General features: G+C 73.4%; 21 protein-coding genes and 1 tRNA gene. 6 read left to right on the forward strand and 16 right to left on the reverse strand.

The window, feature by feature from the left end; all coding sequences use genetic code 11:
* Nucleotides 1-107 precede the first annotated feature (107 nt).
* The 3 genes from RF644_RS08330 to RF644_RS08340 are packed head-to-tail and all read left to right on the forward strand — an operon-like array spanning nt 108 to nt 1,094.
* Complete coding sequence (locus RF644_RS08330; protein WP_368796178.1) at nt 108-317, forward strand: hypothetical protein; 210 nt, start codon at nt 108-110, stop codon at nt 315-317.
* Nucleotides 318-354: 37 nt separating this feature from the next.
* Nucleotides 355-756, forward strand: coding sequence for a hypothetical protein (locus RF644_RS08335; protein WP_368796179.1), 402 nt, complete (start codon nt 355-357; stop codon nt 754-756).
* Nucleotides 753-1,094: a hypothetical protein gene (locus RF644_RS08340; RefSeq protein WP_368796180.1), complete on the forward strand. Its 342-nt coding sequence runs from the start codon at nt 753-755 to the stop codon at nt 1,092-1,094. Before RF644_RS08335 ends, RF644_RS08340 begins: the two co-directional genes overlap by 4 nt.
* 191 nt (nt 1,095-1,285) lie before the next feature.
* On the opposite strand, the gene RF644_RS08345 is transcribed toward RF644_RS08340, so the two are convergent.
* The 7 genes from RF644_RS08345 to glgA all read right to left on the reverse strand — a co-directional run bounded on the left by RF644_RS08345 (nt 1,286) and on the right by glgA (nt 6,352).
* Nucleotides 1,286-1,423 (reverse strand): hypothetical protein, encoded by a 138-nt coding sequence (locus RF644_RS08345; RefSeq protein WP_368796181.1) that lies wholly within the window; start codon nt 1,421-1,423, stop codon nt 1,286-1,288.
* A gap of 46 nt (nt 1,424-1,469) precedes the next feature.
* Nucleotides 1,470-2,102 (reverse strand): RES family NAD+ phosphorylase, encoded by a 633-nt coding sequence (locus RF644_RS08350; protein ID WP_368796182.1) that lies wholly within the window; start codon nt 2,100-2,102, stop codon nt 1,470-1,472.
* Nucleotides 2,099-2,728: a hypothetical protein gene (locus tag RF644_RS08355; RefSeq protein WP_368796183.1), complete on the reverse strand. Its 630-nt coding sequence runs from the start codon at nt 2,726-2,728 to the stop codon at nt 2,099-2,101. Before RF644_RS08355 ends, RF644_RS08350 begins: the two co-directional genes overlap by 4 nt.
* A 69-nt stretch (nt 2,729-2,797) precedes the next feature.
* Nucleotides 2,798-3,304 (reverse strand): DNA cytosine methyltransferase, encoded by a 507-nt coding sequence (locus RF644_RS08360; protein WP_368796184.1) that lies wholly within the window; start codon nt 3,302-3,304, stop codon nt 2,798-2,800.
* Between the two features lie 139 nt (nt 3,305-3,443).
* Nucleotides 3,444-4,538 (reverse strand): tyrosine-type recombinase/integrase, encoded by a 1,095-nt coding sequence (locus RF644_RS08365; protein ID WP_368796185.1) that lies wholly within the window; start codon nt 4,536-4,538, stop codon nt 3,444-3,446.
* A gap of 88 nt (nt 4,539-4,626) precedes the next feature.
* Nucleotides 4,627-4,712: transfer RNA gene (locus tag RF644_RS08370), tRNA-Leu, on the reverse strand.
* A gap of 446 nt (nt 4,713-5,158) precedes the next feature.
* Entirely contained in the window at nt 5,159-6,352 is a 1,194-nt protein-coding gene (glgA, locus tag RF644_RS08375) for a glycogen synthase (protein ID WP_031283439.1), read from the reverse strand.
* Nucleotides 6,353-6,564: 212 nt separating this feature from the next.
* On the opposite strand from glgA, the gene glgC reads away from it, so the two are divergent.
* Entirely contained in the window at nt 6,565-7,809 is a 1,245-nt protein-coding gene (gene glgC / locus RF644_RS08380; protein WP_368796186.1) for a glucose-1-phosphate adenylyltransferase, read from the forward strand.
* Between the two features lie 59 nt (nt 7,810-7,868).
* Here the strand turns inward: glgC and RF644_RS08385 are convergent, their stop codons facing one another.
* Genes RF644_RS08385 through RF644_RS08395 form a run of 3 tightly spaced genes read right to left on the reverse strand, consistent with a single transcriptional unit; the run spans nt 7,869 to nt 11,259 of the window.
* Nucleotides 7,869-8,723: a transglutaminase domain-containing protein gene (locus RF644_RS08385; protein WP_368796187.1), complete on the reverse strand. Its 855-nt coding sequence runs from the start codon at nt 8,721-8,723 to the stop codon at nt 7,869-7,871.
* Nucleotides 8,720-9,646 carry an alpha-E domain-containing protein gene (locus tag RF644_RS08390; protein ID WP_017834313.1) on the reverse strand — a complete coding sequence of 309 codons (927 nt, stop codon included), beginning with the start codon at nt 9,644-9,646 and terminating at the stop codon, nt 8,720-8,722. The genes RF644_RS08385 and RF644_RS08390 overlap by 4 nt, the downstream gene beginning before the upstream one ends.
* Entirely contained in the window at nt 9,640-11,259 is a 1,620-nt protein-coding gene (locus tag RF644_RS08395) for a circularly permuted type 2 ATP-grasp protein (protein WP_368796188.1), read from the reverse strand. Before RF644_RS08395 ends, RF644_RS08390 begins: the two co-directional genes overlap by 7 nt.
* A gap of 229 nt (nt 11,260-11,488) precedes the next feature.
* On the opposite strand from RF644_RS08395, the gene RF644_RS08400 reads away from it, so the two are divergent.
* Both RF644_RS08400 and RF644_RS08405 read left to right on the forward strand, forming a co-directional pair.
* Nucleotides 11,489-12,379 carry a glycosyltransferase family 2 protein gene (locus RF644_RS08400; protein WP_368796189.1) on the forward strand — a complete coding sequence of 297 codons (891 nt, stop codon included), beginning with the start codon at nt 11,489-11,491 and terminating at the stop codon, nt 12,377-12,379.
* Entirely contained in the window at nt 12,376-13,308 is a 933-nt protein-coding gene (locus RF644_RS08405; RefSeq protein WP_368796190.1) for a glycosyltransferase family 2 protein, read from the forward strand. Before RF644_RS08400 ends, RF644_RS08405 begins: the two co-directional genes overlap by 4 nt.
* A gap of 72 nt (nt 13,309-13,380) precedes the next feature.
* Here RF644_RS08405 and RF644_RS08410 read toward each other — a convergent pair whose 3' ends face one another.
* The 6 genes from RF644_RS08410 to RF644_RS08435 form a co-directional block, all read right to left on the reverse strand.
* Nucleotides 13,381-14,391 (reverse strand): NAD-dependent epimerase/dehydratase family protein, encoded by a 1,011-nt coding sequence (locus tag RF644_RS08410; protein ID WP_368796191.1) that lies wholly within the window; start codon nt 14,389-14,391, stop codon nt 13,381-13,383.
* 68 nt (nt 14,392-14,459) lie between these two features.
* Nucleotides 14,460-15,455: a glycosyltransferase family 9 protein gene (locus RF644_RS08415; RefSeq protein WP_368796192.1), complete on the reverse strand. Its 996-nt coding sequence runs from the start codon at nt 15,453-15,455 to the stop codon at nt 14,460-14,462.
* Nucleotides 15,445-16,857, reverse strand: a complete 1,413-nt coding sequence (locus RF644_RS08420; RefSeq protein WP_368796193.1) for a PfkB family carbohydrate kinase — start codon at nt 16,855-16,857, stop codon at nt 15,445-15,447. The genes RF644_RS08415 and RF644_RS08420 overlap by 11 nt, the downstream gene beginning before the upstream one ends.
* Entirely contained in the window at nt 16,854-18,713 is a 1,860-nt protein-coding gene (locus RF644_RS08425; RefSeq protein ID WP_368796194.1) for a glycosyltransferase, read from the reverse strand. The genes RF644_RS08420 and RF644_RS08425 overlap by 4 nt, the downstream gene beginning before the upstream one ends.
* The gene (locus RF644_RS08430) at nt 18,710-19,669 is read right to left on the reverse strand and encodes a glycosyltransferase (protein ID WP_368796195.1); all 960 of its coding nucleotides are present in this window, start codon (nt 19,667-19,669) and stop codon (nt 18,710-18,712) included. Before RF644_RS08430 ends, RF644_RS08425 begins: the two co-directional genes overlap by 4 nt.
* Complete coding sequence (locus RF644_RS08435) at nt 19,657-20,760, reverse strand: glycosyltransferase family 9 protein (protein WP_368796196.1); 1,104 nt, start codon at nt 20,758-20,760, stop codon at nt 19,657-19,659. The genes RF644_RS08430 and RF644_RS08435 overlap by 13 nt, the downstream gene beginning before the upstream one ends.

Raw genomic sequence — 20,760 nt, forward strand, 5'->3', positions numbered from 1 at the left:
CGCGCGGGGGACCCCCCTCTCGGCCGCCCGCGCACACCCCCCGGTTCCCCCCCCACCCCCAACCCCGGTTTAACACCCCCCCCCCCCCCCCCCCCCCCCAAAAAAAAATGCCTCAGGACGCTCCCGCGATGCCGACCGTGGCCGCGTTCGTCGACGAGCGCTCCACCGGGGTGACCGCCGCACCCATGTCCAAGATCACCGCCGCGGGCCTGGGGATCCAGTGCCCCGACCACTACGCCACCACCCTGGAGGCCGCGCAGATGCTCGCCCCGGAGCTGGAACTCTCCGATGCGCCGTCCTTCGAGTGGGTGCCCTGAGAAGGACCTGTCAGGGCCCGGCGATAGCGTGGAGCCCATGAGGAATCCCCCCGCCTCTCCCCCGGACCTGCAGGGCCCGACCACCTCCACCGCGCGATTCGAGTACGCCCGCCGCAACTTCCAGTACGCCCGCCACGAGCTCACCGCAGCGGCACTGGAGGAGCTTGTGCTGCGGGCCCGCATCCGGCACCCGGACGCCGCCCGACTGGTGTTCTGCTGCGACGACGTCGAAGACGGGATCTACCTGGCCGAGGTCCTCGACAGCGACGGCCGCTCGCTCGGCGCCGGCGGACCGCTACTGGACGACCGGACCGCGGCCCAGCTGCTCGGCAACCTCCGCGGGCTTGATCTCGCGTCCCTTCCCGGCGTCGTCCACGACCGGGTCGAGATGACCTTCGCCATGGAGATCGACGCGCTGACCGAGTGCGCTGAACGATGAGCCCTGCAGAGGGCCTGCCGCCCAGACCGGAGACCCCGGTGCTGGCGGTCGCCGCGATGGCGGTCCTGTGGGTGGGGTGCCTGTACGGCGCGCTGATCTGCTACTTCCTGTTCCAGCTGGAGTACGTGGGGATGTTCGGGGCTCGGGGCGCCCCGGTGGACCCGGTCTGGATCTCGGTGACGGTCGTCGGGATGCTCGCTGGCGTCGTCGCTCCGGCCGTGACGTCCTACTTGGTGCTGCGCAGGTGGCGACTGATCGCCGTGGCAGCGGTGCTGGGTGTGGTCGTCTGCGCGGTCACGCTGCAGCTGCTGTACCTCACCGTCCTAGGGGCATCGTAGAGACCCCGGCGTCGGGCCGGGCGACGCCGCCCGGCTGACACCGTTCGTGATCTGAGCAGAACGAAGACCCCGCACGGGAGACGGTGCGGGGCCTCGAAGGTGGTCGGTCAGCCCAGGAAACGGATCAGGCCCATGGCTCTGGAGTGCAGCAGGGGCGTGGACCAGTCCGGTGACCGGGTAGCGGTCAGGGTTCAGGCGGTCCGGAAGAGCTGTTCGGCAGGATCCGACACAGCAGCGGGCGCCGCGGGGGTCATGGTGATGGTCGTGGTGGGGCAGGTTCGCCAGGCGAGGTTGCGGCGGGACTGCTCGAGGAGTGCGTGGATGCTCATGTCCCCAATGTGTGCGGCACCACCGTGGGTTGGTGCGCCTGGGAGATCACCGGGCCATGACGTCCACGCCCAAGGGTCGGCACACGTCCACCAGCCAGTCGTATCCGGGCCCGGTGGCGAAGAGCAGTCCGCTTCCCAACACGACCTCCAGATCCGTCCCTGCGACACGGTCGCCGAAGAGCATGTACGACTGGGTGCTGTTGTCGCGCTTGGACATCCAGGCGATGCCGTCCAGCCCGAGCCGGTGGGCGGCTTCGGCCCAGAGGCGGGTTCGCGGGTAGTTGTCGATCGGGGTGTCGGTCAGCTCCGTGGCCTGCACTCCGAGCTGGGTCAGCCCCAGGCCGTAGAGCTGGGCCACCTGCAGATCCCGGACCGGGGAGACGCCAGCGAGCACGGCGTTGGCGTAGGTGCTGCGTAGCAGCGGACGCCGGTCGCCGACGACCCGGTCGCGCAACAGAGTCTCCGCCAGCGCCGCCTCACGGGTGGCAGCCGCGTAGAGCACCGGCACCGACGGGTCCCCGAAGAAGTGGAACCTGCCGCCGGGGCCGAAGCCGGAATTGAACTCCACCGTCGTGCGGGTGTTGCTGTGCACCCGGTGCAGCGTGGTGTCGGCCGGGATCGTCGCGATGCGCGGCTCGAAGGGATCGGGAGGGGCAGGGGTGGCCGGCCAGGGGCTCACCACTGGGCGCCGAACTCGTCGTGGGCTGCGGCCAGGAGCCTCTCCCGGTCTTCGAGGTGGTCCACAGGACGGTCCTGCTCGGCGAACGCAGAGGTCGGGGCGCACAGCCACAGCACCAGGTCCTCGTCGGGCACACCGTAGCCGCGGGCGACCGCCAGCAGCTCAGGGATCACCGGGCGGACCTGCCCCTTGGCCAGATCGAACTGGAACTTGGGGTAGCGATGGGTCTTGCCGCGCTGGTAAGCCAGGAGCTTCCCGGCCGACCGCTGGGCCGAGGCGAAGGAGCGGTTGGCGCTGCGCCCGAGCAGCACCGCGGTGTCCGCGCTGTTCAGCCACCCGTGCTCGGCCTCGATCTTGCGCCACCAGTTCTCCTGGGCGGCCACCGAGTGGGCCGTGGCCGGGGAGAGCGGGGTCTCGCTGGCGGCCATCGCAGCGCGCAGCACGTCGATGCTGCGCTGCTCGGTGACAGCGCGCTGGAGCACCTCCGGGGCGACCACGCCCTGCCCTTTGACGGGACTGGAGAGGCGCACCGTGCCGCTAGTCAGATACCGGCCGGCGGCCTGTTCCTGGAACATCACCCGCTTGGCGCGCTTGGCCTGCAGCAGCTTCTTCCTGGTGGTCGCCATGACCCCTCCTCGCGCCGACATCTGTGACGTTCCATTCTACCGTCAGAACTGTTCGAGGCCGCGGGTTCTTCAGGCGGCCGCGACCAGCGGACGGTTGTACAGCTCAGCCAAGTAGGAACGCACCTGCTCCTGCCAGTCCAGCCCCTGGGCGCCGGCGAGTACCGCGGCCGCGACCGGCGGCAGCACGACGTCGGCGACCTGCTTGAACGCCGCGGTCCGCGACCCGGTGAACGGGTATTCGGGGCGGAAACCCTGCAAGACCGAAGCCTCCTCGATGGTGAGCTGCCGGCCGTCGGAGACCCGGGTCCGGGACCTCGCGGAGCCGGTCAGGCACCAGGCCGCCTGGTCGGCGGAGAACTCGTTGCCACCCGAGGCTCCGGCGCCACGAGTGTTCACGCGCTCGCCAGGGCCCCAACCCAGGGCGGACGCCATGGTGCGGGCGGGCCCGTCGAGGCCGATCGGCAGCGACGCTGTCCCGTATCGGTTTGCCACCAAGAAGGCTCGTTTTCGCCGGACCGGCATGCCGAAGTCGATCGCGTCGATGACGCCGACCGGCGCCTCCCCTGCGCTGCACACTGTCCTTGAGACGGGCGACAGGGTGTGGTGCAGAGACGGACATAAGCGCCAGCCGGATTTCTGAAGCCGCCGGCACGGCCCTCACGGATGCTGCGGCAAGTGCTAAGGCTCCCCACGCGTGACCCACTTGGAGAAAGGCCTAGTCGAGGGCGTCCGCGGCAAGACGGTCAGCATCGTTAACGAGATGGCCATAGGTGTTGACCGTGGTGGTGATGGACTCATGCCCGAGGCGGGCCGACACCGAATGGATAGGCACACGGGCGGCGAGCAACCATGAGGCATGGGTGTGGCGCAGATCGTGCGGTACTGGTCGATCAGATAGCAGCCCCTGGCCCGCCAGCTCTGCCATGGCCGGACCCCAGACGTGGTCATGGAACCAACCGTTGCGGAGGTGTCCACCTCCAGGCCGGGCGTAGATGAGGTCCTTAAGCCCGCGACCTGCCACATCTTCTTGTAAGCGCGCCGAAGCCCTCACCGAGAGCATGACATGACGGCGGGAACTCGGGGACTTCGGCGTGCCGATCTGCTCGCCGTTGGCCGTTCGTTTCCATGCACGGCTGATACGGAGAGTTGAATGATCTCCTGCGGTTGTGACATCGACTGGGCGCAGGGCCGTGGCTTCGGCGTAGCGCAAGCCCGAGTGTGCCAGCAGATAGATCAATCCTTTCCAGCGCGGATCGATTGTCTCCGCAATGATGTCCACCTCCTCCGGGGTGAGGAAGACGGCGTCTCGCTGACGGCTGGACTTGGGGCCGCGGATGCCCTTAGCCGGATTGGTGTCGATGTGCTTCTCGTCCACAGCTGTCGCCAGGGCGGCCGAAAGGATGGCGTGGATGTTCTTCCGCGTCTTCGGTGCGACTTCCAAGTTGTTGAACCACAGGGCGAGGTCGGCGCGCGTGATTTTGTCCACCGGTCGGGCACCCAGGCTGGGAAGGATGTGTTTGGCAGCCATACGCTCGTACCTGGCCCGTGTTCCGGATTCCACGCCCGTCAACGCCTCGATGTGTCCCGTGACAACATCGGCGAGCTTAGGGGCCTGGGACCGGAACTCAGCGGCGGACCGAGCTGCCAGACGGAAAGAATTGCCGTTAGCGTCGAGGAAGTCCTTGAGCATCGTTGCTTCGCGTTGATCGTCGAAGGTGCGAGAGGTTTGCTTGCCGGTGTCCTGATCGCGCCAAAGTACTGCCCACGTCAGAGACCCGTCCTTGTGCGCGCGTTGCCTGATGCTTGCCATGGCGATGACAATAGCCCCGCCGTCAACAAGATTTTTACTCCTGTCAACGACGGGGCCACCGTCTTCGGCCTCACCAGGCCGCTTCCTGTGCGCGAGGGGGGACTTGAACCCCCACCCTCTAATACGAGGACTAGCACCTCAAGCTAGCGCGTCTGCCTATTCCGCCACCCGCGCGAGTGGATCCAGGGCGAACGTGGTGCCGTTTCCGGCCGTTCCTCCTGAACGCAACAGAAAATAAGGTACCACATGCGCGGCCGCCGTTCACATCGACGCCGCTGCCCGGAGGAGCGGCGGGACCGCGCCGAAAATTTTGCTGAAAACCCCTGAGTAAGCGCACTTCCGGCTTCCACCGTGCCCCGCCATGCGGTTGAATGGTGGCTGAGCATCTCCAGGATTACCCAGCTGACCTGGGACGATGCTCGTTCGAGGGTTGCATTCGCGCCACCGGGGAGCCCCCCGTCCCCGCCGGCGCCAGGGACCCTCGACACGGCCGGGGACCCCCCTCACCTGTGCCGGCGGCGGCCGCCGCCGCCCCGTTCTCCCACGGGACCACGGTGGCCGCCGCCTCTCACCGCCCGGCGCCGGCACCGCCCGCCGAGGGCATGCGGTGCCGCGGCGACTCAGAGGACGGAGCGGTAGACCTCCAGGGTCCGCTCGGCGATGGACTCCCACGCGAAGTGCTCCTCGGCCCGGCGCCGGCCGGCGGCGCCCATCTCCCGGGCGCGCACCGGGTCGGAGACCACCTCGGTCAGCGCGGCGGCGAAGTCGGCCACGAACTTCTCGGGATCGACCGGCGTGCCGGTGCCGTCCTGGGCCTGCTCGATGGCGACCAGCCGGCCCGTCTCCCCGTCGACGACGACCTCGGGAATGCCGCCCGTGGCAGAGGCGACCACGGCAGTGCCGCAGGCCATGGCCTCGAGGTTGACGATCCCGAGCGGCTCGTACACGGACGGGCAGGCGAAGGCCGTGGCACCGGAGAGGATCTGGACGATCTCGCGGCGCGGCAGCATCTTCTCGATGAGCACCACCCCGGACCGGGTGGCCCTCAGCTCGTCGATGAGCGCATTGACCTCGGCCCCGAGCTCCGGGGTGTCGGCGGCGCCGGCGCACAGCACGAGCTGCACGTCCTCGGGCAGCAGGGCCGCGGCGCGCAGCAGGAACGGCACGCCCTTCTGCCGGGTGACACGGCCCACGAACGCCACCGAGGGCTTGGCCGGGTCGATGCCGTAGGACTCCAGCACGTCGGTGCCCTCGTCGCGCACCCACTGGCTCACGTCGATGCCGTTGTGCACCGTCCGGACCCGGTCGGGGTCGACGTCCGGATAGGACCGGAGGATGTCCTGGCGCATCCCGTCGGAGACGGCGATGATCGCCGCGGCCGCCTCGTAGGCGGTCTTCTCCACGAACGAGGAGACCGCGTACCCGCCGCCGAGCTGCTCGGCCTTCCACGGGCGCAGGGGCTCGAGGGAGTGCGCGGAGAGGACGTGGGGGATGCCGTACATCAGCGACGCGAGGTGCCCGCCCATGTTGGCGTACCAGGTGTGGGAGTGCACCAGGTCCGCGCCGGCGATGTCGCCGATCATCGCGAGGTCCACCCCCAGCGTCTGGATCGCGGCGTTGGCGCCGGCCAGGTCCGCGGGCACGGGGTAGGCCTGGACCTCGACGCCGTTGACCCGGGGCTCGCGCGGAGCACCGAAGCACCGCACCCTCAGGTCGACGAGCGGGGCCAGCACCCGCGAGAGCTCGGACACGTGGACTCCGGCGCCGCCGTAGATCTCGGGCGGGAACTCCTTGGACAAGATATCTACTCGCACGGTTCCGAGCGTACTGCAGGATCGGCACGGTGCCACGGGGAATCGCGCGCCGGGATCCGTGCGCGCCGTTCCGGCAGACACATCAGGACTCCTGTGCGAGCGGTCACCCCCCTTCGCGGCTGTTAAGACACAATGAAGGCGCCTGTCGAGTGGTTCCGCACCGCGAGGCGGAGATGTTGCGCCCGATTGCCGAAGAAGTCAGAGAGGTTCCCATGCCCCACCGTAAGAAGGTTCTCGCGATCGTCCTGGCCGGAGGCGAGGGCAAGCGCCTGATGCCGCTCACCGTGGACCGCGCCAAGCCCGCGGTGCCCTTCGCGGGCGGCTACCGGCTGATCGACTTCGCGCTGTCCAACATCGTGAACTCCGGCTACCTCCAGGTCGTGGTGCTCACGCAGTACAAGTCGCACTCCCTGGACCAGCACGTCACCCAGACCTGGCGCCTCTCCGCCCAGCTGGGCAACTACGTGGTCACCGTGCCGGCCCAGCAGCGGCGGGGCAAGGAGTGGTTCCTGGGCTCCGCCAACGCCATCTTCCAGTCGATGAACCTCATCGAGGACGAGAAGCCGGACATCGTGGTGGTGGTCGGCGCGGACCACGTGTACCGGATGGACTTCTCCGACATGGTGGACTTCCACGTGCGGTCCGGGGCCCGCGCCACCGTGGCGGGCGTGCGCCAGCCGATGGAGATGGTGACGTCCTTCGGCGTGATCGAGACGGACCCGCAGGACGTCACGAAGATCACCCGCTTCGTGGAGAAGCCCGAGAGCACGGCTCCCCTGCCGGACGACCCCGACGCCTTCTTCGCCTCGATGGGCAACTACGTCTTCGACACCGACGCGCTCGTCGAGGCGCTGCGGGCCGACGAGGCGAAGGAGGACACGAGCCACGACATGGGCGGGGACATCATGCCGTGGTTCGCGGACCGTGGCGAGGCCGCCGTCTACGACTTCACGAACAACGACGTCCCGGGCTCCACGGACCGTGACCGGCAGTACTGGCGCGACGTCGGCACCCTGGACTCGTACTACGACTCCCACATGGACCTGATCCGCCCGCTGCCGGTGTTCAACCTGTACAACTACGACTGGCCGCTCTACACCAACGAGATGCAGGCCCCGCCGGCGAAGCTCGTGCGCGGCCCGCGGGGCGAGGGCGGCATCGCCACCGACTCGATCCTCTCCCGCGGGGTCCTGGTCACCGGCGGGCGCGTGACCGAGTCGGTGCTCTCCCCGAAGGTGCTGGTCAACAACGACGCCACCGTCAACCAGTCGGTCCTGCTGCCCAACGTCCGGATCGGCGAGGGGGCCGTGGTGGAGCGGTGCATCCTCGACAAGAACGTGGTCGTGCCCCCGGGCGTGAAGGTCGGCGTGGACGCGGAGCAGGACCGGGCCCGAGGCCTGACCGTGACGCCCTCCGGGCTGACGGTCGCCCCGAAGAACTTCCGCTTCGAGAGCTAGGGATCCCACCCGTCACGGCGGGGCCGTCCACCTCGGGGAGGTGGGCGGCCCCGCCGTCGTCACGCGGTCTGGGTGACCTCGACCTGGACCTGCAGCCCCGAGGTGCCGCCGCCGCCGGTGACCATGCCCTTGAGCGGGGTGACGTCGGTGTAGTCGCGGCCGCGGGCCACGGTGACGTGGAAGTCGGTGAGCCGCGTGTGGTTGGTGGGGTCGTAGGCGTACCAGCGGTCGTTCCACCACTCTACCCACGCGTGGGACTCCCCCGGCACGGTCGCGCCGATGCCCGCCTCGTAGTCGGGGTGCAGGTACCCGGAGACGTAGCGGGCGGGGATCCCGATGTGCCGCATCATGCCGATGGCCACGTGCGCGAGGTCCTGGCACACGCCCTTGGCCTCCCGCCAGGCGGCCTCGGCGTCCGTGTGGACCCCGGTGACCCCCGGCACGTACTGCATGTGCGAGGCGATGCCCCGGAAGATCGCCGCGGCCGCCGCGGCCGGGTCGGCCGCCTCCTTGCGGATCTCCTCGGCGACCTTCTCCAGCTCGGGCCCGAGCCGGGTGAGCGGGGTCTGGGGCAGGAAGTCGGAGACCGCGTCGAGGACCTCGGGGGTCGCCAGCTCCTCCCAGCTCAGCCCGTCGGCGACCTCGTCGCCGGGCCGCCGGTGCACCTCCACCGTGGCCGAGGAGCGGACCTCCAGGTGCCGGTGCCGGCCCTGGATGTCGAAGGCCGCGACCCGGGTGCCCCAGTAGTCCCGGTAGTTGCTGACCGTGGCGGTCCCCGGGCTCAGCGTCAGCTCCGCCTCGAGCACGATCTGCTCGTCGTCCGAGAGGGGGGTCATCCGGGCCTCGTTGTAGGACTTCGAGACGTTGTCGTTGTAGTCGTAGCGGGTGACGTGGTCGATCTTGAGCCGGGTCACAGCATGCCTCCGAACCAGGACGCCTCGACGGCGTGCGAGAAGTACTTGGTGCTCACGGCCTCCGACGCCCTCGCGCACGCGGCCTGGACGTTGTTCAGGTGCTCGGGCAGGACCGCGATGAGGTCCTCCGCGTGGTGGAACTCGAGCGCCGTGCGCGCCTCGCCGATGATCCGGCGGGCGTCGTCCTTGAACCCGACCCGCTGCAGACCGGGCTCCAGGCCCACGAGGATCTCCTCCGCCGTGGTGAGCGCGTGCAGGATCGAGCGGGGGAAGAGCCGGTCCAGGAGCAGGAACTCGGTCGCGGACTCGTCGCTGAACGTGCCGTAGCGGGTGCGCAGGAAGGCCTCGTACCCGCCGGCGCAGTGCAGGATCGACACCCACGACATGCCGGAGGTGGACGTGGACCGGGTCCACAGCAGCCGGGACGTCATGTCCGCCCGCTCGATCGCCGCGCCCAGGGACAGGAACATCCAGGACTCGTCGTGGGACATGGTCATCTGGGTCTGTCCGCGCACGGTGGCCATCCGCTCGATGGTCCAGTGGCAGACGCGGAAGGTGCCGACGACGTCGCGGCGGTGCTGGCCCAGGCCGTAGTACGTGGAGTTGAGCGACTCCCACATGGCCGAGGACACGGTCTCCCGGGCGCGGCGGGCGTTCTCGCGGGCGGCGTGCAGGGAGCCGGAGATGGAGGTCAGGCAGTCCTTGTTCCACGCGAGCTCGTGGATCATCGACCGGACGCTGTAGTCCCCGTCCCCGGGCTCCACGCCCATCACGGCCATGATCCGGCGCACCTCGGCCTCCTGCTCGCCCACGGGCAGCTGGGTGATCCGCTCCAGGTGGACGTCGAGGATCCGGGCCACCCCGTCGGCCCGCTCGACGTAGCGGCCGATCCAGAACAGGGACTCGGCAATGCGGCTCAGCATGTGGGCCCCTCTCCGGTGCGGGTCGTCGCGGTGGTGGTCACGGCCTGTTGCTGCTGCTGCTGCTGGCCGTTGTCGCCCTCGTCCTGCCAGGACGCGGAGACCGGCCACGTGTGCACCGAGGAGTCGACGTCCGGGGGCGGGGCCTGGCCGGGGTCGAGGTCCTGGGTCTGCGGCTGGCCGAGCACCCAGGTGTCCTTCGAGCCGCCGCCCTGCGAGGAGTTGACGATCAGCGAGCCCTTCTGCATGGCCACCCGGGTCAGCCCGCCGGGCAGCACGTAGACCTCGTCGCCGCTGTTGACCGCGAAGGGCCGCAGGTCCACGTGCCGGGGACTGAACTCCCCGTCCGCGAACGTCGGCACGGTGGACAGCTGCAGCACCGGCTGGGCGATCCACCCGCGCGGGTCCGCCAGCACCTTCGCCCGCAGCTCCTCGAGCTCCGCCGCGGTGGCATGGGGGCCGATGACCAGGCCCTTGCCGCCGGACCCGTCCACGGGCTTGACGACCAGCTCGTCCAGGTGCTCGAGCACCCAGGCGCGGGCCTCGTCCTCCTCCAGCCGGTAGGTGTCCACGTTGGGCAGCACCGGCTCCTCGTCGAGGTAGTACCGGATGAGGTCGGGGACGTAGGAGTAGGTGAGCTTGTCGTCGGCCACGCCGTTGCCGATCGCGTTGGCGATGGTCACGTTCCCGGCGCGGGCCGCGTTGACGAGCCCGGAGCAGCCGAGCGCGGAGTCGGAGCGGAAGTGCAGGGGGTCGACGAACTCGTCGTCGATCCGCTTGTAGATCACGTCCACGCGCTGCTCGCCGTCGGTGGTCCGCATGTAGACCTTGTCGCCGCGGACCACGAGGTCGCGGCCCTCCACGAGCTCCACCCCCATGAGCCCGGCGAGCAGGGTGTGCTCGAAGTAGGCGGAGTTGAACACGCCCGGGGTGAGGACCACCACCACGGGGTCCTCGGCGGCCTCCGGGGCCGTGGCGCGCAGCGCCTTGTAGAGGTGCCGGGGATAGGCCTCCACGGCGCGGATCGGCTGCGACATGAAGGCCTCCGGGAGACCCTTGGTCATGGCCCGCCGGTTCTCGATGACGTAGGAGACCCCGGAGGGCACGCGCACGTTGTCCTCCAGGACCCGGAACACGCCCTGCTGGTCCCGGACCACGTCGATGCCCGCCACGTGGATCCGGACGCCGCCCGCGGGCCGGAAGCCCCACACGCTCCGGTGGAAGTGGGCGGAGGAGGTGATCAGCGCCTTCGGCACGATCCCGTCGGCCACGACCCGCTGCTCCCCGTAGACGTCGTCGAGGAAGCACTCCAGGGCCCGGACCCGCTGCTTCACGCCGCGCTCGATGACGTCCCACTCCTCGGCGGTGATCACCCGGGGCACGATGTCGAGCGGGAAGGGCCGCTCCTCCCCCGCGAAGTCGAAGGTCACGCCCCGGTCGAGGAAGGAGCGGGCCATGGAGTCGGCCCGGGTGTTGACGTCGCTGAGCGAGAGGTCGTCGAGGACACCGCCGATGCGGTCGTAGCCGGGGCGGACCTGCCGGTCCGGCGTGTACATCTCGTCGTAGGCCGCGGCCACGGCCATGTCGGCGGCGTAGTTCTCGAACAGGTCGGACATGTCGGGCGATCACAGGCCTTTCGGGGTCGGGGCGGGCAGTACGTGCAGTATGGACGGGCCGTATTTCGCCGCGGTAACCCGGTGGCCGAGGCTCCTCCCGATTGTGTCACGCGCCGTGCACCGGAGGGCGGGAGGACCTGCCCCTACGATGGGAGGGCGTGTCCGCCCGGAGGCGGGCCCGCGACCGCAACCGCGTCCGCCGCCCCGGCGGACCCGACGGAAGGACACGATGGACGCCCCGGACCCCCAGCGCCGCGTCACGGTGGTCGTGGCCACCCGCAACCGCCGGGAGGAGCTCGTGGCGCACCTGGGCCGGCACGAGGGTCCCGTCGTCGTCGTGGACAACGCCTCCACGGACGGCTCCGCCGAGGCGGTGCGCGCCGCCCACCCCCACGTGCAGGTGCTGGAGCTGCCCCGCAACGTCGGGGCCGTGGCCCGGACCGTCGGCGTCCGGCTCGCCCGCACCCCCTACGTGGCCTTCGCCGACGACGACTCGTGGTGGGCCCCCGGGGCGCTCGCCCGCGCCGCGGCCGTCTTCGACGCCCACCCCCGGCTCGGCCTGATCGCCGGGTCCATCGCCGTGGGCCCCGAGGAGCGCCCGGACCCGCTCAACGCCGTGCTCGCCGCGTCCCCGCTGGGCATCCCCACCGGGGCCCCCGGCCCGGCGCTGCTCGGCTTCGTCGCGTGCGGGGCGATCGTGCGCCGCTCGGCGTTCCTCGCGGCCGGCGGCTTCGACGACGTCGTGCGCTTCCCCGGCGAGGAGGAGCGCCTCGCCCTCGACCTGTTCGACGCCGGCTGGCGGCTGTCCTACGTGCCGGAGATCCGCGCCCACCACCACCCCTCGCCGCACCGGGGCTCGGACGAGCGGCGGCAGGTCGCGCTCGTCCGCAGCCACCTGCTCACCGTGCTCCTGCGCCGGCCCTGGCGGGTCGTGGCGCACGAGCTGCGGAGGGCGCTGCGCGGCGGCCGCGCGGGGCGCCGCGGTCTGCTCCGCGCCCTCCCCCGCACCCCGGCCGCGCTGCGCGCCCGGCACCGGGTGTCCCCGACCACGGAGGCCGCGCTCGCGCTGCTGCACGGCCCCGCCCCCGCCGATCCCGCCGCACCGGAGGAGAGCCCGTGACCGAGACCACCCCCGCACCCCCGCCCGCGACCGCCCCCGACGCGCGCGTGGCGGTCGTGATGATCACCCACAACCGCCGGGAGGAGGCCCTGCTGGCCCTGGCCCGGCTGCGGGAGCTCCCGGAACGGCCGCACGTGGTGGTCGTCGACAACGGCTCGGGGGACGGCACCGCGGACGCGATCCGCGAGCGGCACCCCTGGGCGGAGCTCGTCGCGAGCCCCGTCAACCTCGGGGCCGTGGGCCGCAACGTCGCGCTGGAGCGCGTGGACGCACCGTTCGTGGCCTTCTGCGACGACGACACCTGGTGGGAGCCCGGGTCCCTGCGCCGGGCGGCCGACGCGCTGGAGGCGCACCCGCGGCTGGGCGTGGTCACGGGCAGGATCCTCGTGGAGCCCGGGTCCCGGGAGGACGCGATCAACGCGGAGCTGCTGCACTCGCCCGTCGAGGGTCCCGCGTGGATGCCCGGCCCCGCCCTCGGCAGCTTCCTGGCGGGGGCCTCCGTGGTCCGCCGGACCGCGTTCCGCGAGGTGGGCGGGTTCAGCGAGCGGCTGTGGCTCGGCGGCGAGGAGGAGCTGCTGGCGGCGGACCTCGCGACCGCGGGATGGGAGCTCGTGCACCTGCCCGACGTGGTGGTCCACCACCAGGCCTCCACGGTCCGGGACCCGCACCTGCGGCGCCGGCACGGACTGCGCAACACCCTGTGGTTCATCTGGCTGCGCCGCCCGCTGCGCGCGGCCCTGCGCCGGACCCGGGACGTGGTCGGCGCCGCCCCGCGGGACCGGGTCACGGCGCTGGCCCTGCTCGACGCCCTGCGCGGTGCGCCGTGGGTGCTGCGCGAGCGGCGGCCCCTGCCCGAGCGCGTCGAGCGGCGGTTCCGGGCGCTGGAGGAGTCGCAGCGCGCCAGCGCCGCGCGCCGCTACGTCAGCTGAGCGCCCGGCGGACCGGACGGCGCAGCGGCCGGTGGAGCGCCCCGCCGGGCCGGCGCGGCCGGGCCCGCGCGCTCAGCGCGCCCGCACGGCGGTCTCCGGGAGGCCGGCGCCCTCCCGGAACCACTCGACGGTGCGCTCCAGCCCCACCGCCCACGGGACCTCCGGGGACCAGCCGAGGACCTCGGTCGCGAGCGTGGTGTCGGGGCGGCGCACCATGGGGTCGTCGACGGGACGCTCGACGAACTCGACCCCCGAGGACGTGCCGGTCGCGGCGATGACGTCGTGGGCGATCTGCAGCACGGACAGCTCGTGCGGGTTGCCGATGTTCATGGGCCCGCTGTGCCCGCTGTCGGCCAGGGCGAGGATGCCGCGGACGAGGTCGGAGACGTAGCAGACGGAGCGCGTCTGGGTGCCGTCCCCGGCCACGGTGAGGGGCTCACCGGCCAGGGCCTGGCGGATGAACGTGGGGATTGCCCGGCCGTCGAAGGGCCGCATCCGGGGCCCGAAGGTGTTGAAGATCCGCACGATCGCCGTGTCCACCCCGTGCTCGGCGCGATAGGCGACCGTCAGGGCCTCGGCGAAGCGCTTGGCCTCGTCGTAGACCCCCCGCGGGCCCACCGGGTTGACGTGGCCCCAGTAGCTCTCGGCCTGCGGGTGCACCTGCGGATCGCCGTACACCTCGGAGGTGGAGGCCAGCACGAACCGGGCGCCCTTGTCCTTGGCCAGGCCCAGGGCGTGGTGGGTGCCGATCGAGCCGACCTTGAGCGTGTGGATGGGCAGCTTCAGGTAGTCGATGGGGGACGCCGGGGACGCGAAGTGCAGGACGAGGTCCACGTCCCCGGGCACGTGCACGTAGTCGGTGACGTCGCACTGGACGAGCCGGAAGCCGGGGTCGCCCACGAGGTGGCCGATGTTGGCCGCGGAGCCGGTGAGGAAGTTGTCGAGGCACACCACCTCGACCTCCCGGCGGCGCAGCTCGGTGCACAGGTGGCTGCCCAGGAAGCCGGTCCCCCCGGTCACCACGGCCCGGCGGATCGGACGGGTCGCGCTCGTGGCGGTGGTCGCGTTCGTTGTGGGATTCACGGTGCTCCTGACGGATCGGGACGGATGGGAACGGCTCGGCGAACGGGCCGGGTGGTGGGCGGCGGGCCTCAGGGCCGGGCCGGGACCCCGGCGCCCTGGGCGAGCTGGGCGCGGGCGGCGGCGAGGACCTCGTCGGCCGTCACGGCGGCTAGGCGGTCGTCCAGGGCGTCCGCGTGCGGATCGCCCCACGTCGCGGCCGCCGGGTCACCGTGCCACAGCACGGTGTGCAGCCCGGGGTCCACCGCGGGGCCCCACCGGGCCGGCGGCGTCGGGCCGAAGAGGACCACGGAGCGCACGGCCAGGGCGGTGGCCACGTGGGCGACGCCCGTGTCGCCGCTGAGCACCGCGGCGGCGCCCCCCACCGTGGCGGCCAGCTCCGGCAGGGAGAGCCGGCCGCACCGGTTCTCCGCCGCGGACAGCCCGCCGGTGACGGTCGCGGCCAGCTCCGCCTCGGCGGCGGAGCCGGTGACCACGATCCGGTGGCCGTCCGCGGCCAGGGCCTCCGCCACGGTCCGCCAGCGGGCCGCGGGCCAGCGGCGGGCGCCGGAGGCGGCCCCCGGGTGGATCACCACGGGGGCACCGTCGGGCGCCGGAGCGTGCTCGCGCAGCAGCAGGTCCTCGGGGCCGCAGGGTCCCCCCGCCGTGCGCACCAGCCGGCACCACCGGTGCACCTCGTGCTCGTCGGCCCGCCACGCGGGGCCGGCGTGCCCGGCGGCGGCGAAGGCGACGAGCCGCTCCGGGCCGGTGGCGAGCAGCAGCTCGTGGCTGCGCGGACCGCGCCCGTGCAGGTTGACCGCCACGTGCCCGCCGGACAGCGGCGGGAGCGGGTCGAGCCCGGACGTGGGCAGGACCGCGTCCACCACGCCCAGCTCGGCCAGCCAGGTGCCGATGCCCTCGGGCGCGGCCAGCACCAGCCGGTGCCGGGGAAGCATGCGCCGGACCCCGCGCAGGGGCGCCACGCCGGTCAGGCCGTCGCCCAGGCCGAGGGCGCGCAGCACCAGCACGTCGCCCGGCCCGACCTCGCCCGGGTCCACGGTGCGGGGGCCGCGGGGCTCAGCGCTCACGGCCGGCCCGCTGGAGGATCGCCGTCGTGGAGCGCCCGGAGAGGTAGGGCAGGACGGTGACCTCCCCGCCCCAGCCGCGCACGTCCACGGCCTCGGGAAGCTGCTCGGGGGTGTAGTCGCCGCCCTTCACCCACACGTCGGGGCGCAGGACGGACAGGGCCGCGCGGGGGTCGTCCTCGTCGAAGACGACGACCGCGTCGACGCTGCGCAGGGCGGCCAGCACGCGGGCGCGGTCCTCCTGGCCGACCACCGGCCGGCCCGGGCCCTTGAGCCGGCGCACGGAGTCGTCGGAGTTCAGCAGCACCACCAGCGCGTCGCCGAGCCGGCGCGCGGCGTCGAGGGAGGCGATGTGTCCGGCGTGCAGGACGTCGAAGCAGCCGCCCGTGGCCACGACCGTGCCGCCCGCGGCGCGCACGTCCACCAGCAGGTCCTGGACCTCCCGGGGCAGCCGCTCGGCACCGGGGTGCAGGCGCGCGCGGCCCTGGGCGCCCTGGGCGCGGCGGGTGCGGAAGGTGGCGGCGCCGCCGGCGGCGACCCACTGCCCGGCCGCCTCGACGGCGGACTCCACGGCCGTGGTCACGTCCGTGCCCGCGCCGAGGGCCAGGGCCGCGGTCGAGGCGAAGCGGTCCCCCGCCCCGCACGGATCGGTGTTGCGCACGGGAGCGGCCGGTACGAGCTCCGTGCCCGTGGCGGTCGCGAGGTGGGCGCCCTCGGCCCCGGCCGTCACCGCCACGGCACGGGCCGACCACCGCTCGCGCAGGGTGCCCGCGAGCTGGCGGGCGCCGGTCGACGCGGGGGCGCCCAGGGCGGCGGCGGCCTCGGCCGCGTTGGGGGTGACCAGGGCGCAGCCGGGGACCGGCTCCCCGCCGCGCGGGTGGGGGTCCCAGACGACCGTGCCCGTCCGGGCGTGCTCCGCGAGGGCGGCGCGCACGGCGGGGTCGCAGGTGACGCCTCCCCCGTAGTCGGACACGAGGACGGCGTCCGCGCCCGCGAGGACCGCGGAGACGTGCGATGCCGAGACGCCCACCGGGGTGCCGGGCCCGCCCTCGTCCACGCGCACCAGCGTCTGGCCGGCGCTGCGGATGCGGGTCTTGGTGCGGGTCCCGCCCTCGTGGCCGAGGCGCTCGAGGGCCACCTCCCCGAGGGCGGCGGCGAGCTCGTGGCCGGCGGCGTCGGCGGCCACGGGTGCCAGCAGGGTCACCGTGACCTCCACCGGGACGGGGCCCACAGCGGGCGGCAGGGCGCACAGCAGCGCCGCCAGGCCGGCGCCGCCGGGGCTCGCGAAGACGTCACCGACGTCGACCACGGGCACCGGGGCGTCCGGGCTCAGGCGCGTGGACGTGCCGTCGACGTCCCGGTCCAGGAGGGCGTCGCCGACCACGACGATGCGGACGGGGCTCATGCGACCCCCGCCCGGACGGCCGCCCCGTCGGCCCGGGCGCCGGAGGCCCCGCGCACGGCCGGGCCGGCGTCAGGAGGCGGGACGAGGCGCGCGTCGACCGCGGCGCACACGGCGTGGAGCAGCATGAGGTGGACCTCCTGGATCACCGAGGTGCTGGACGCGTCGACGGTCAGGAACTCGTCCGCCCGCTCGGTCAGCGGATTGGGGCCGGGGCCGGTGAGCGCCCAGACGTGCAGGCCGTGCTCCCGCGCCCGGTCGGCCGCCGCCAGGACGTTGGGGCTGCGGCCGCTGGTGGACAGCACCACGAGCACGTCGCCCGCCCGCCCATGCGCCTGGACCTGGCGGGCGAACACCTCCTCCGCGCCGTAGTCGTTGACGATGGCGGTCAGGCTCGAGGTCTCCGCGGACAGGCACACGGCGGACAGCGGCCGCCGGTCGTCGACGAAGCGGCCGACGAGCTCGGCGGTGAAGTGCTGGGCCTCCGCGGCGCTGCCGCCGTTGCCCACGGCGAGCACGCGTCCGCCGTGCGTGAGCATCCCGGCCAGGCGGGCGCCCCACCGGTCCACCACGCCGGCGTGCTGGGCGGCCTCGCCCGCGGCGACCGACAGCTCGTCCAGGTGGGCGCCGAGCCAGTTCTCGGTCTGCCGGAGCAGCGGCGGGTGCTCCCGCCGGTGCCGGGCGACGACGCGGGCGTAGGACCGCTCGGTCTCCTGGGCCACGTGCCGCCAGCCGAAGAGCCGCTCCACGCGCTCCCGCCCGGCGCGGCCCATGCGGGCCGCCAGCTCGGGGTCCGCCAGCAGGGTGCGCAGGGCGGCCGCGGTCCCGGCGACGTCCCGCGGGGGCACGTGCAGGCCGGTCACGCCGTCCTCGATGCTGTCGAGCAGCCCGCCCACGGCGCTGCCCACCACGGGGCGGGCGCACGCCATCGCCTCGAGCGGGACCATGCCGAACGGCTCGTACCAGGGGGTGCAGGCCACGACGTCCGCGGTGGCGAGCAGCGCGGCGGCGTCGTCGTGGTCCACGCGGCCGAGCAGCTCCACGCGCTCGGCCACGCCGAGCTCCCGGGCCAGCGCCCGCAGCCGCAGGGCCTCGGGGTCCCGGTCCAGCTCGGCGCGGGCGGGGCCACCGGCCACGACGAGCTCCGCGTCCGGCAGCTCGGCGAGGGCTCGCACGACGACGTCCACGCCCTTGCGCTCCACGAGCCGGCCGAGCGCCACGATCCGGGGCCGCCGGTCGCCGGCGGGCGGCGGGGCGGGGACGAAGGCGTCGAGGTCCACGCCGCACGGCACCACGTCGATCCGTGCGGGGTCCCCGCCGAGGGCCAGGAGCTCGGCCCGTTCGTCCCGGCAGGTGGCCAGGACGAGGTCCGCCGCGGCGACGAGCTCGTTCTCCGCCGCGAGCCGGCCGGTGGGGCTGGTGTCGGCCGACCCCTGGTGGCGGCGCTTGACGGCCCCGAGCGCGTGGAAGGTCTGCACCACCGGGATCTGCATCGTCTCCGCGGCGCGGCGGGCCGCGATCCCGGACATCCAGAAGTGGGCGTGCACGAGGTCGGGGACCCCGCGGTGGGCCCAGTCGCGGGCGAGCCAGCGGCCGAACTCGTCCATGTACGGGGCGAGGTCGTCCTTGGGCAGGAGGCTGGGGGGCCCCGCCGGGACGTGGACCACGTGCGCCCCGGGGGCGAGCTCGACCACGTCGGGCAGCCGGGCGTCGTCGCGGCGGGTGTACACGACGACGTCGTGGCCCAGCCGGGCGAGACCCGCCGCGAGGGCGGCCACGTAGACGTTCTGCCCCCCGGCGTCGACCCCGCCGAGCGCGGCCAGCGGGCTGGCGTGCTCGGAGACCATTGCGATTCTCATGCTGTCACCTTCTCCAGGATGCGGTCCCACTCCGCGAGGAAGCGGTCCGCGCCGTAGTGTTCCAGGGCGTGCTCGCGGGCGGCGGCGCCCGCGGCGGCCGCCGCACCGGGATCGTCCAGCCAGTGCCGGGCGCGGGCGGCGAGGGCCTCCGGGTCGTTGGAGAGCAGCCCCGCCCCGGGCGGGACCGCCCGGGGCGCCTCGGTGGTCGAGAGCCCGAGCACCGGCATCCCGATGGTCATCGCCTCCAGCAGCGCCAGGCCCAGGCTCGTCCACCGGTAGGGGTGGTAGTAGGCCCGGTGCTCGCCGAGCGCCGCGTGCAGCTTCTCCTGAGGATAGTTCTCGTGCAACCGCCCGGCCATGTGGGGCGCGTGCTCGGCGAGCTGGTCCATCCCCATGCCGTACACGTCCACCGGCAGGTCGCGGGCCAGCGCGGTCAGCAGGTCGGTGCCCGCGATCCGCCCGCGCCGGACGGGCTCGTTGACCACGGCGGCCAGGCTGGCCGTGCGTCCCGTGTAGAGCGGTCCGGGGTCCAGGACGCCGTGCTCCACGACCTCGGTGGGCGCGTCCCCGTTGTCCCACATCATCCGGTTGAAGTGCGTCACGTGGACCACGGGGATGTCGGAGCGCCCGGCCAGGGGGTGGCGGGTGGCCACGGCGGGCCCGCGCGGGGTGTCGTGCTCCACGTAGACCGCCGGGACGTCGGTCCCCGCCCGGCGCCCGGTCCACCGCTCGAGCAGCTCCAGCTCGTGGGGCCGCTGCAGCAGGACGACGTCGAACGCGGTGTCGGCCAGCTCCTCGGGCGTGCACTCGACGGCGGCGGCCGGCCAGTCCCAGGTCTCGGCGCGGCCGCGGCCGTCGGGGCCGCGGTCGGCGACGACGGGCAGCAGGTAGGTGTGGGGACCGTGCACGAACGATGTCGTCCACGATCCGTGGACGTGCCAGGTCAGGATGCGCACCCGCGTCCTCCTTCCGGTTCGGGAACAGTGGCGAGGGCCCCGGGCGCGCCGTGCACGAGCTCCTCGACGGCCGCGTGCACGGCCGCCGGGGACACGGAGGACAGGCACGGGTGGCCGGGCACGGGGCAGTCGCGGGCGCGGGAGCCGCGGCAGTCGGCGCCCTGGTCCCCGAGCAGCACGACGGGCACGCCCCAGGGCGTCCAGCGCTCGGGCGGCACGACCGGGGAGAAGAGGGAGACCACCGGGGTGCCCACGGCCGCGGCGAGGTGCGCAGGTCCGGTGTTGCCGACGACGACGCACGCGGCGGCGTCCAGCACGGCGGCCAGGCCGGGCAGGTCGGTCCGGCCGGCGAGGTCCAGCACCGTGCCGTCCGGGGCGGCCGCCCGGGCCGCGGCCCGGGCGGCCGCGGTGAGCTCCCGCTCCCCCGGCCCGCCGGTGAGGACGACCGGGCGCCCGGCCGCGGCGAGTCCCGCCGCGAGGGCCCCGGCGTGCTCGGCGGTGAGCCCGCGGGACGGGACCGAGGCGCCGGGGTGCAGCACCACGAACCCGTCCGGCAGCGCCGACACCTCGGCCGGGAGCTCCGGGAGCGGGCGGCGCACGGCCAGGCGCAGGTCGGCGGCGGTGGGCTCGGGGGCGCCCGCCGCGACGGCGAGCTCACACGCCGCCTCGACCTCGTGGCCCCCGCCGGGCGGGTCCGCGCGGCGGTGCCGGACGTCCAGCAGCGACCCGGGGTAGTCCTCGCTCGTGGCGACCACGCGGTCGATCCCGGCGAGCCGGGCCAGCAGGGCCATGGGCAGGGGGCTCTGGTGGAAGGACGTGAACACCACGGCGAGGTCGTAGCCGCGGCCGGCGAGGGCGTCCACCAGGTCCTCGGTCGTCGCCCGGTCCACGGGCGGGGGCCGGAAGCCCGACCACGGCGCCGAGTACTCGAGGACCTCGTCCACGTCCGGCAGCAGGCGGGCGGCCGCGGCACCGGACGGGGAGGCCAGCAGGTCCACCGGGTTTCCCAGCCGGGCCAGGGCCCGCACCGCGGGCCCGGTCAGCAGGACGTCCCCGTCCGAGTCGAGGCGGACGGCGAGGGTGCGGCCCAC

The sequence above is a fragment of the Kocuria sp. CPCC 205258 genome, from assembly GCF_040981005.1.
Taxonomy (GTDB): domain Bacteria; phylum Actinomycetota; class Actinomycetes; order Actinomycetales; family Micrococcaceae; genus Kocuria; species Kocuria rosea.

Bases quoted from the DNA above. Each gene is read 5' to 3' on its own strand.
- RF644_RS08330 (WP_368796178.1), top strand. From the start codon at position 108: ATGCCTCAGGACGCTCCCGCGATGCCGACCGTGGCCGCGTTCGTCGAC.
- RF644_RS08335 (WP_368796179.1), top strand. From the start codon at position 355: ATGAGGAATCCCCCCGCCTCTCCCCCGGACCTGCAGGGCCCGACCACC.
- RF644_RS08340 (WP_368796180.1), top strand. From the start codon at position 753: ATGAGCCCTGCAGAGGGCCTGCCGCCCAGACCGGAGACCCCGGTGCTG.
- RF644_RS08345 (WP_368796181.1), bottom strand. From the start codon at position 1,423: ATGAGCATCCACGCACTCCTCGAGCAGTCCCGCCGCAACCTCGCCTGG.
- RF644_RS08355 (WP_368796183.1), bottom strand. From the start codon at position 2,728: ATGGCGACCACCAGGAAGAAGCTGCTGCAGGCCAAGCGCGCCAAGCGG.
- RF644_RS08365 (WP_368796185.1), bottom strand. From the start codon at position 4,538: ATGGCAAGCATCAGGCAACGCGCGCACAAGGACGGGTCTCTGACGTGG.
- glgC (WP_368796186.1), top strand. From the start codon at position 6,565: ATGCCCCACCGTAAGAAGGTTCTCGCGATCGTCCTGGCCGGAGGCGAG.
- RF644_RS08390 (WP_017834313.1), bottom strand. From the start codon at position 9,646: ATGCTGAGCCGCATTGCCGAGTCCCTGTTCTGGATCGGCCGCTACGTC.
- RF644_RS08395 (WP_368796188.1), bottom strand. From the start codon at position 11,259: ATGTCCGACCTGTTCGAGAACTACGCCGCCGACATGGCCGTGGCCGCG.
- RF644_RS08400 (WP_368796189.1), top strand. From the start codon at position 11,489: ATGGACGCCCCGGACCCCCAGCGCCGCGTCACGGTGGTCGTGGCCACC.
- RF644_RS08420 (WP_368796193.1), bottom strand. From the start codon at position 16,857: ATGAGCCCCGTCCGCATCGTCGTGGTCGGCGACGCCCTCCTGGACCGG.
- RF644_RS08425 (WP_368796194.1), bottom strand. From the start codon at position 18,713: ATGAGAATCGCAATGGTCTCCGAGCACGCCAGCCCGCTGGCCGCGCTC.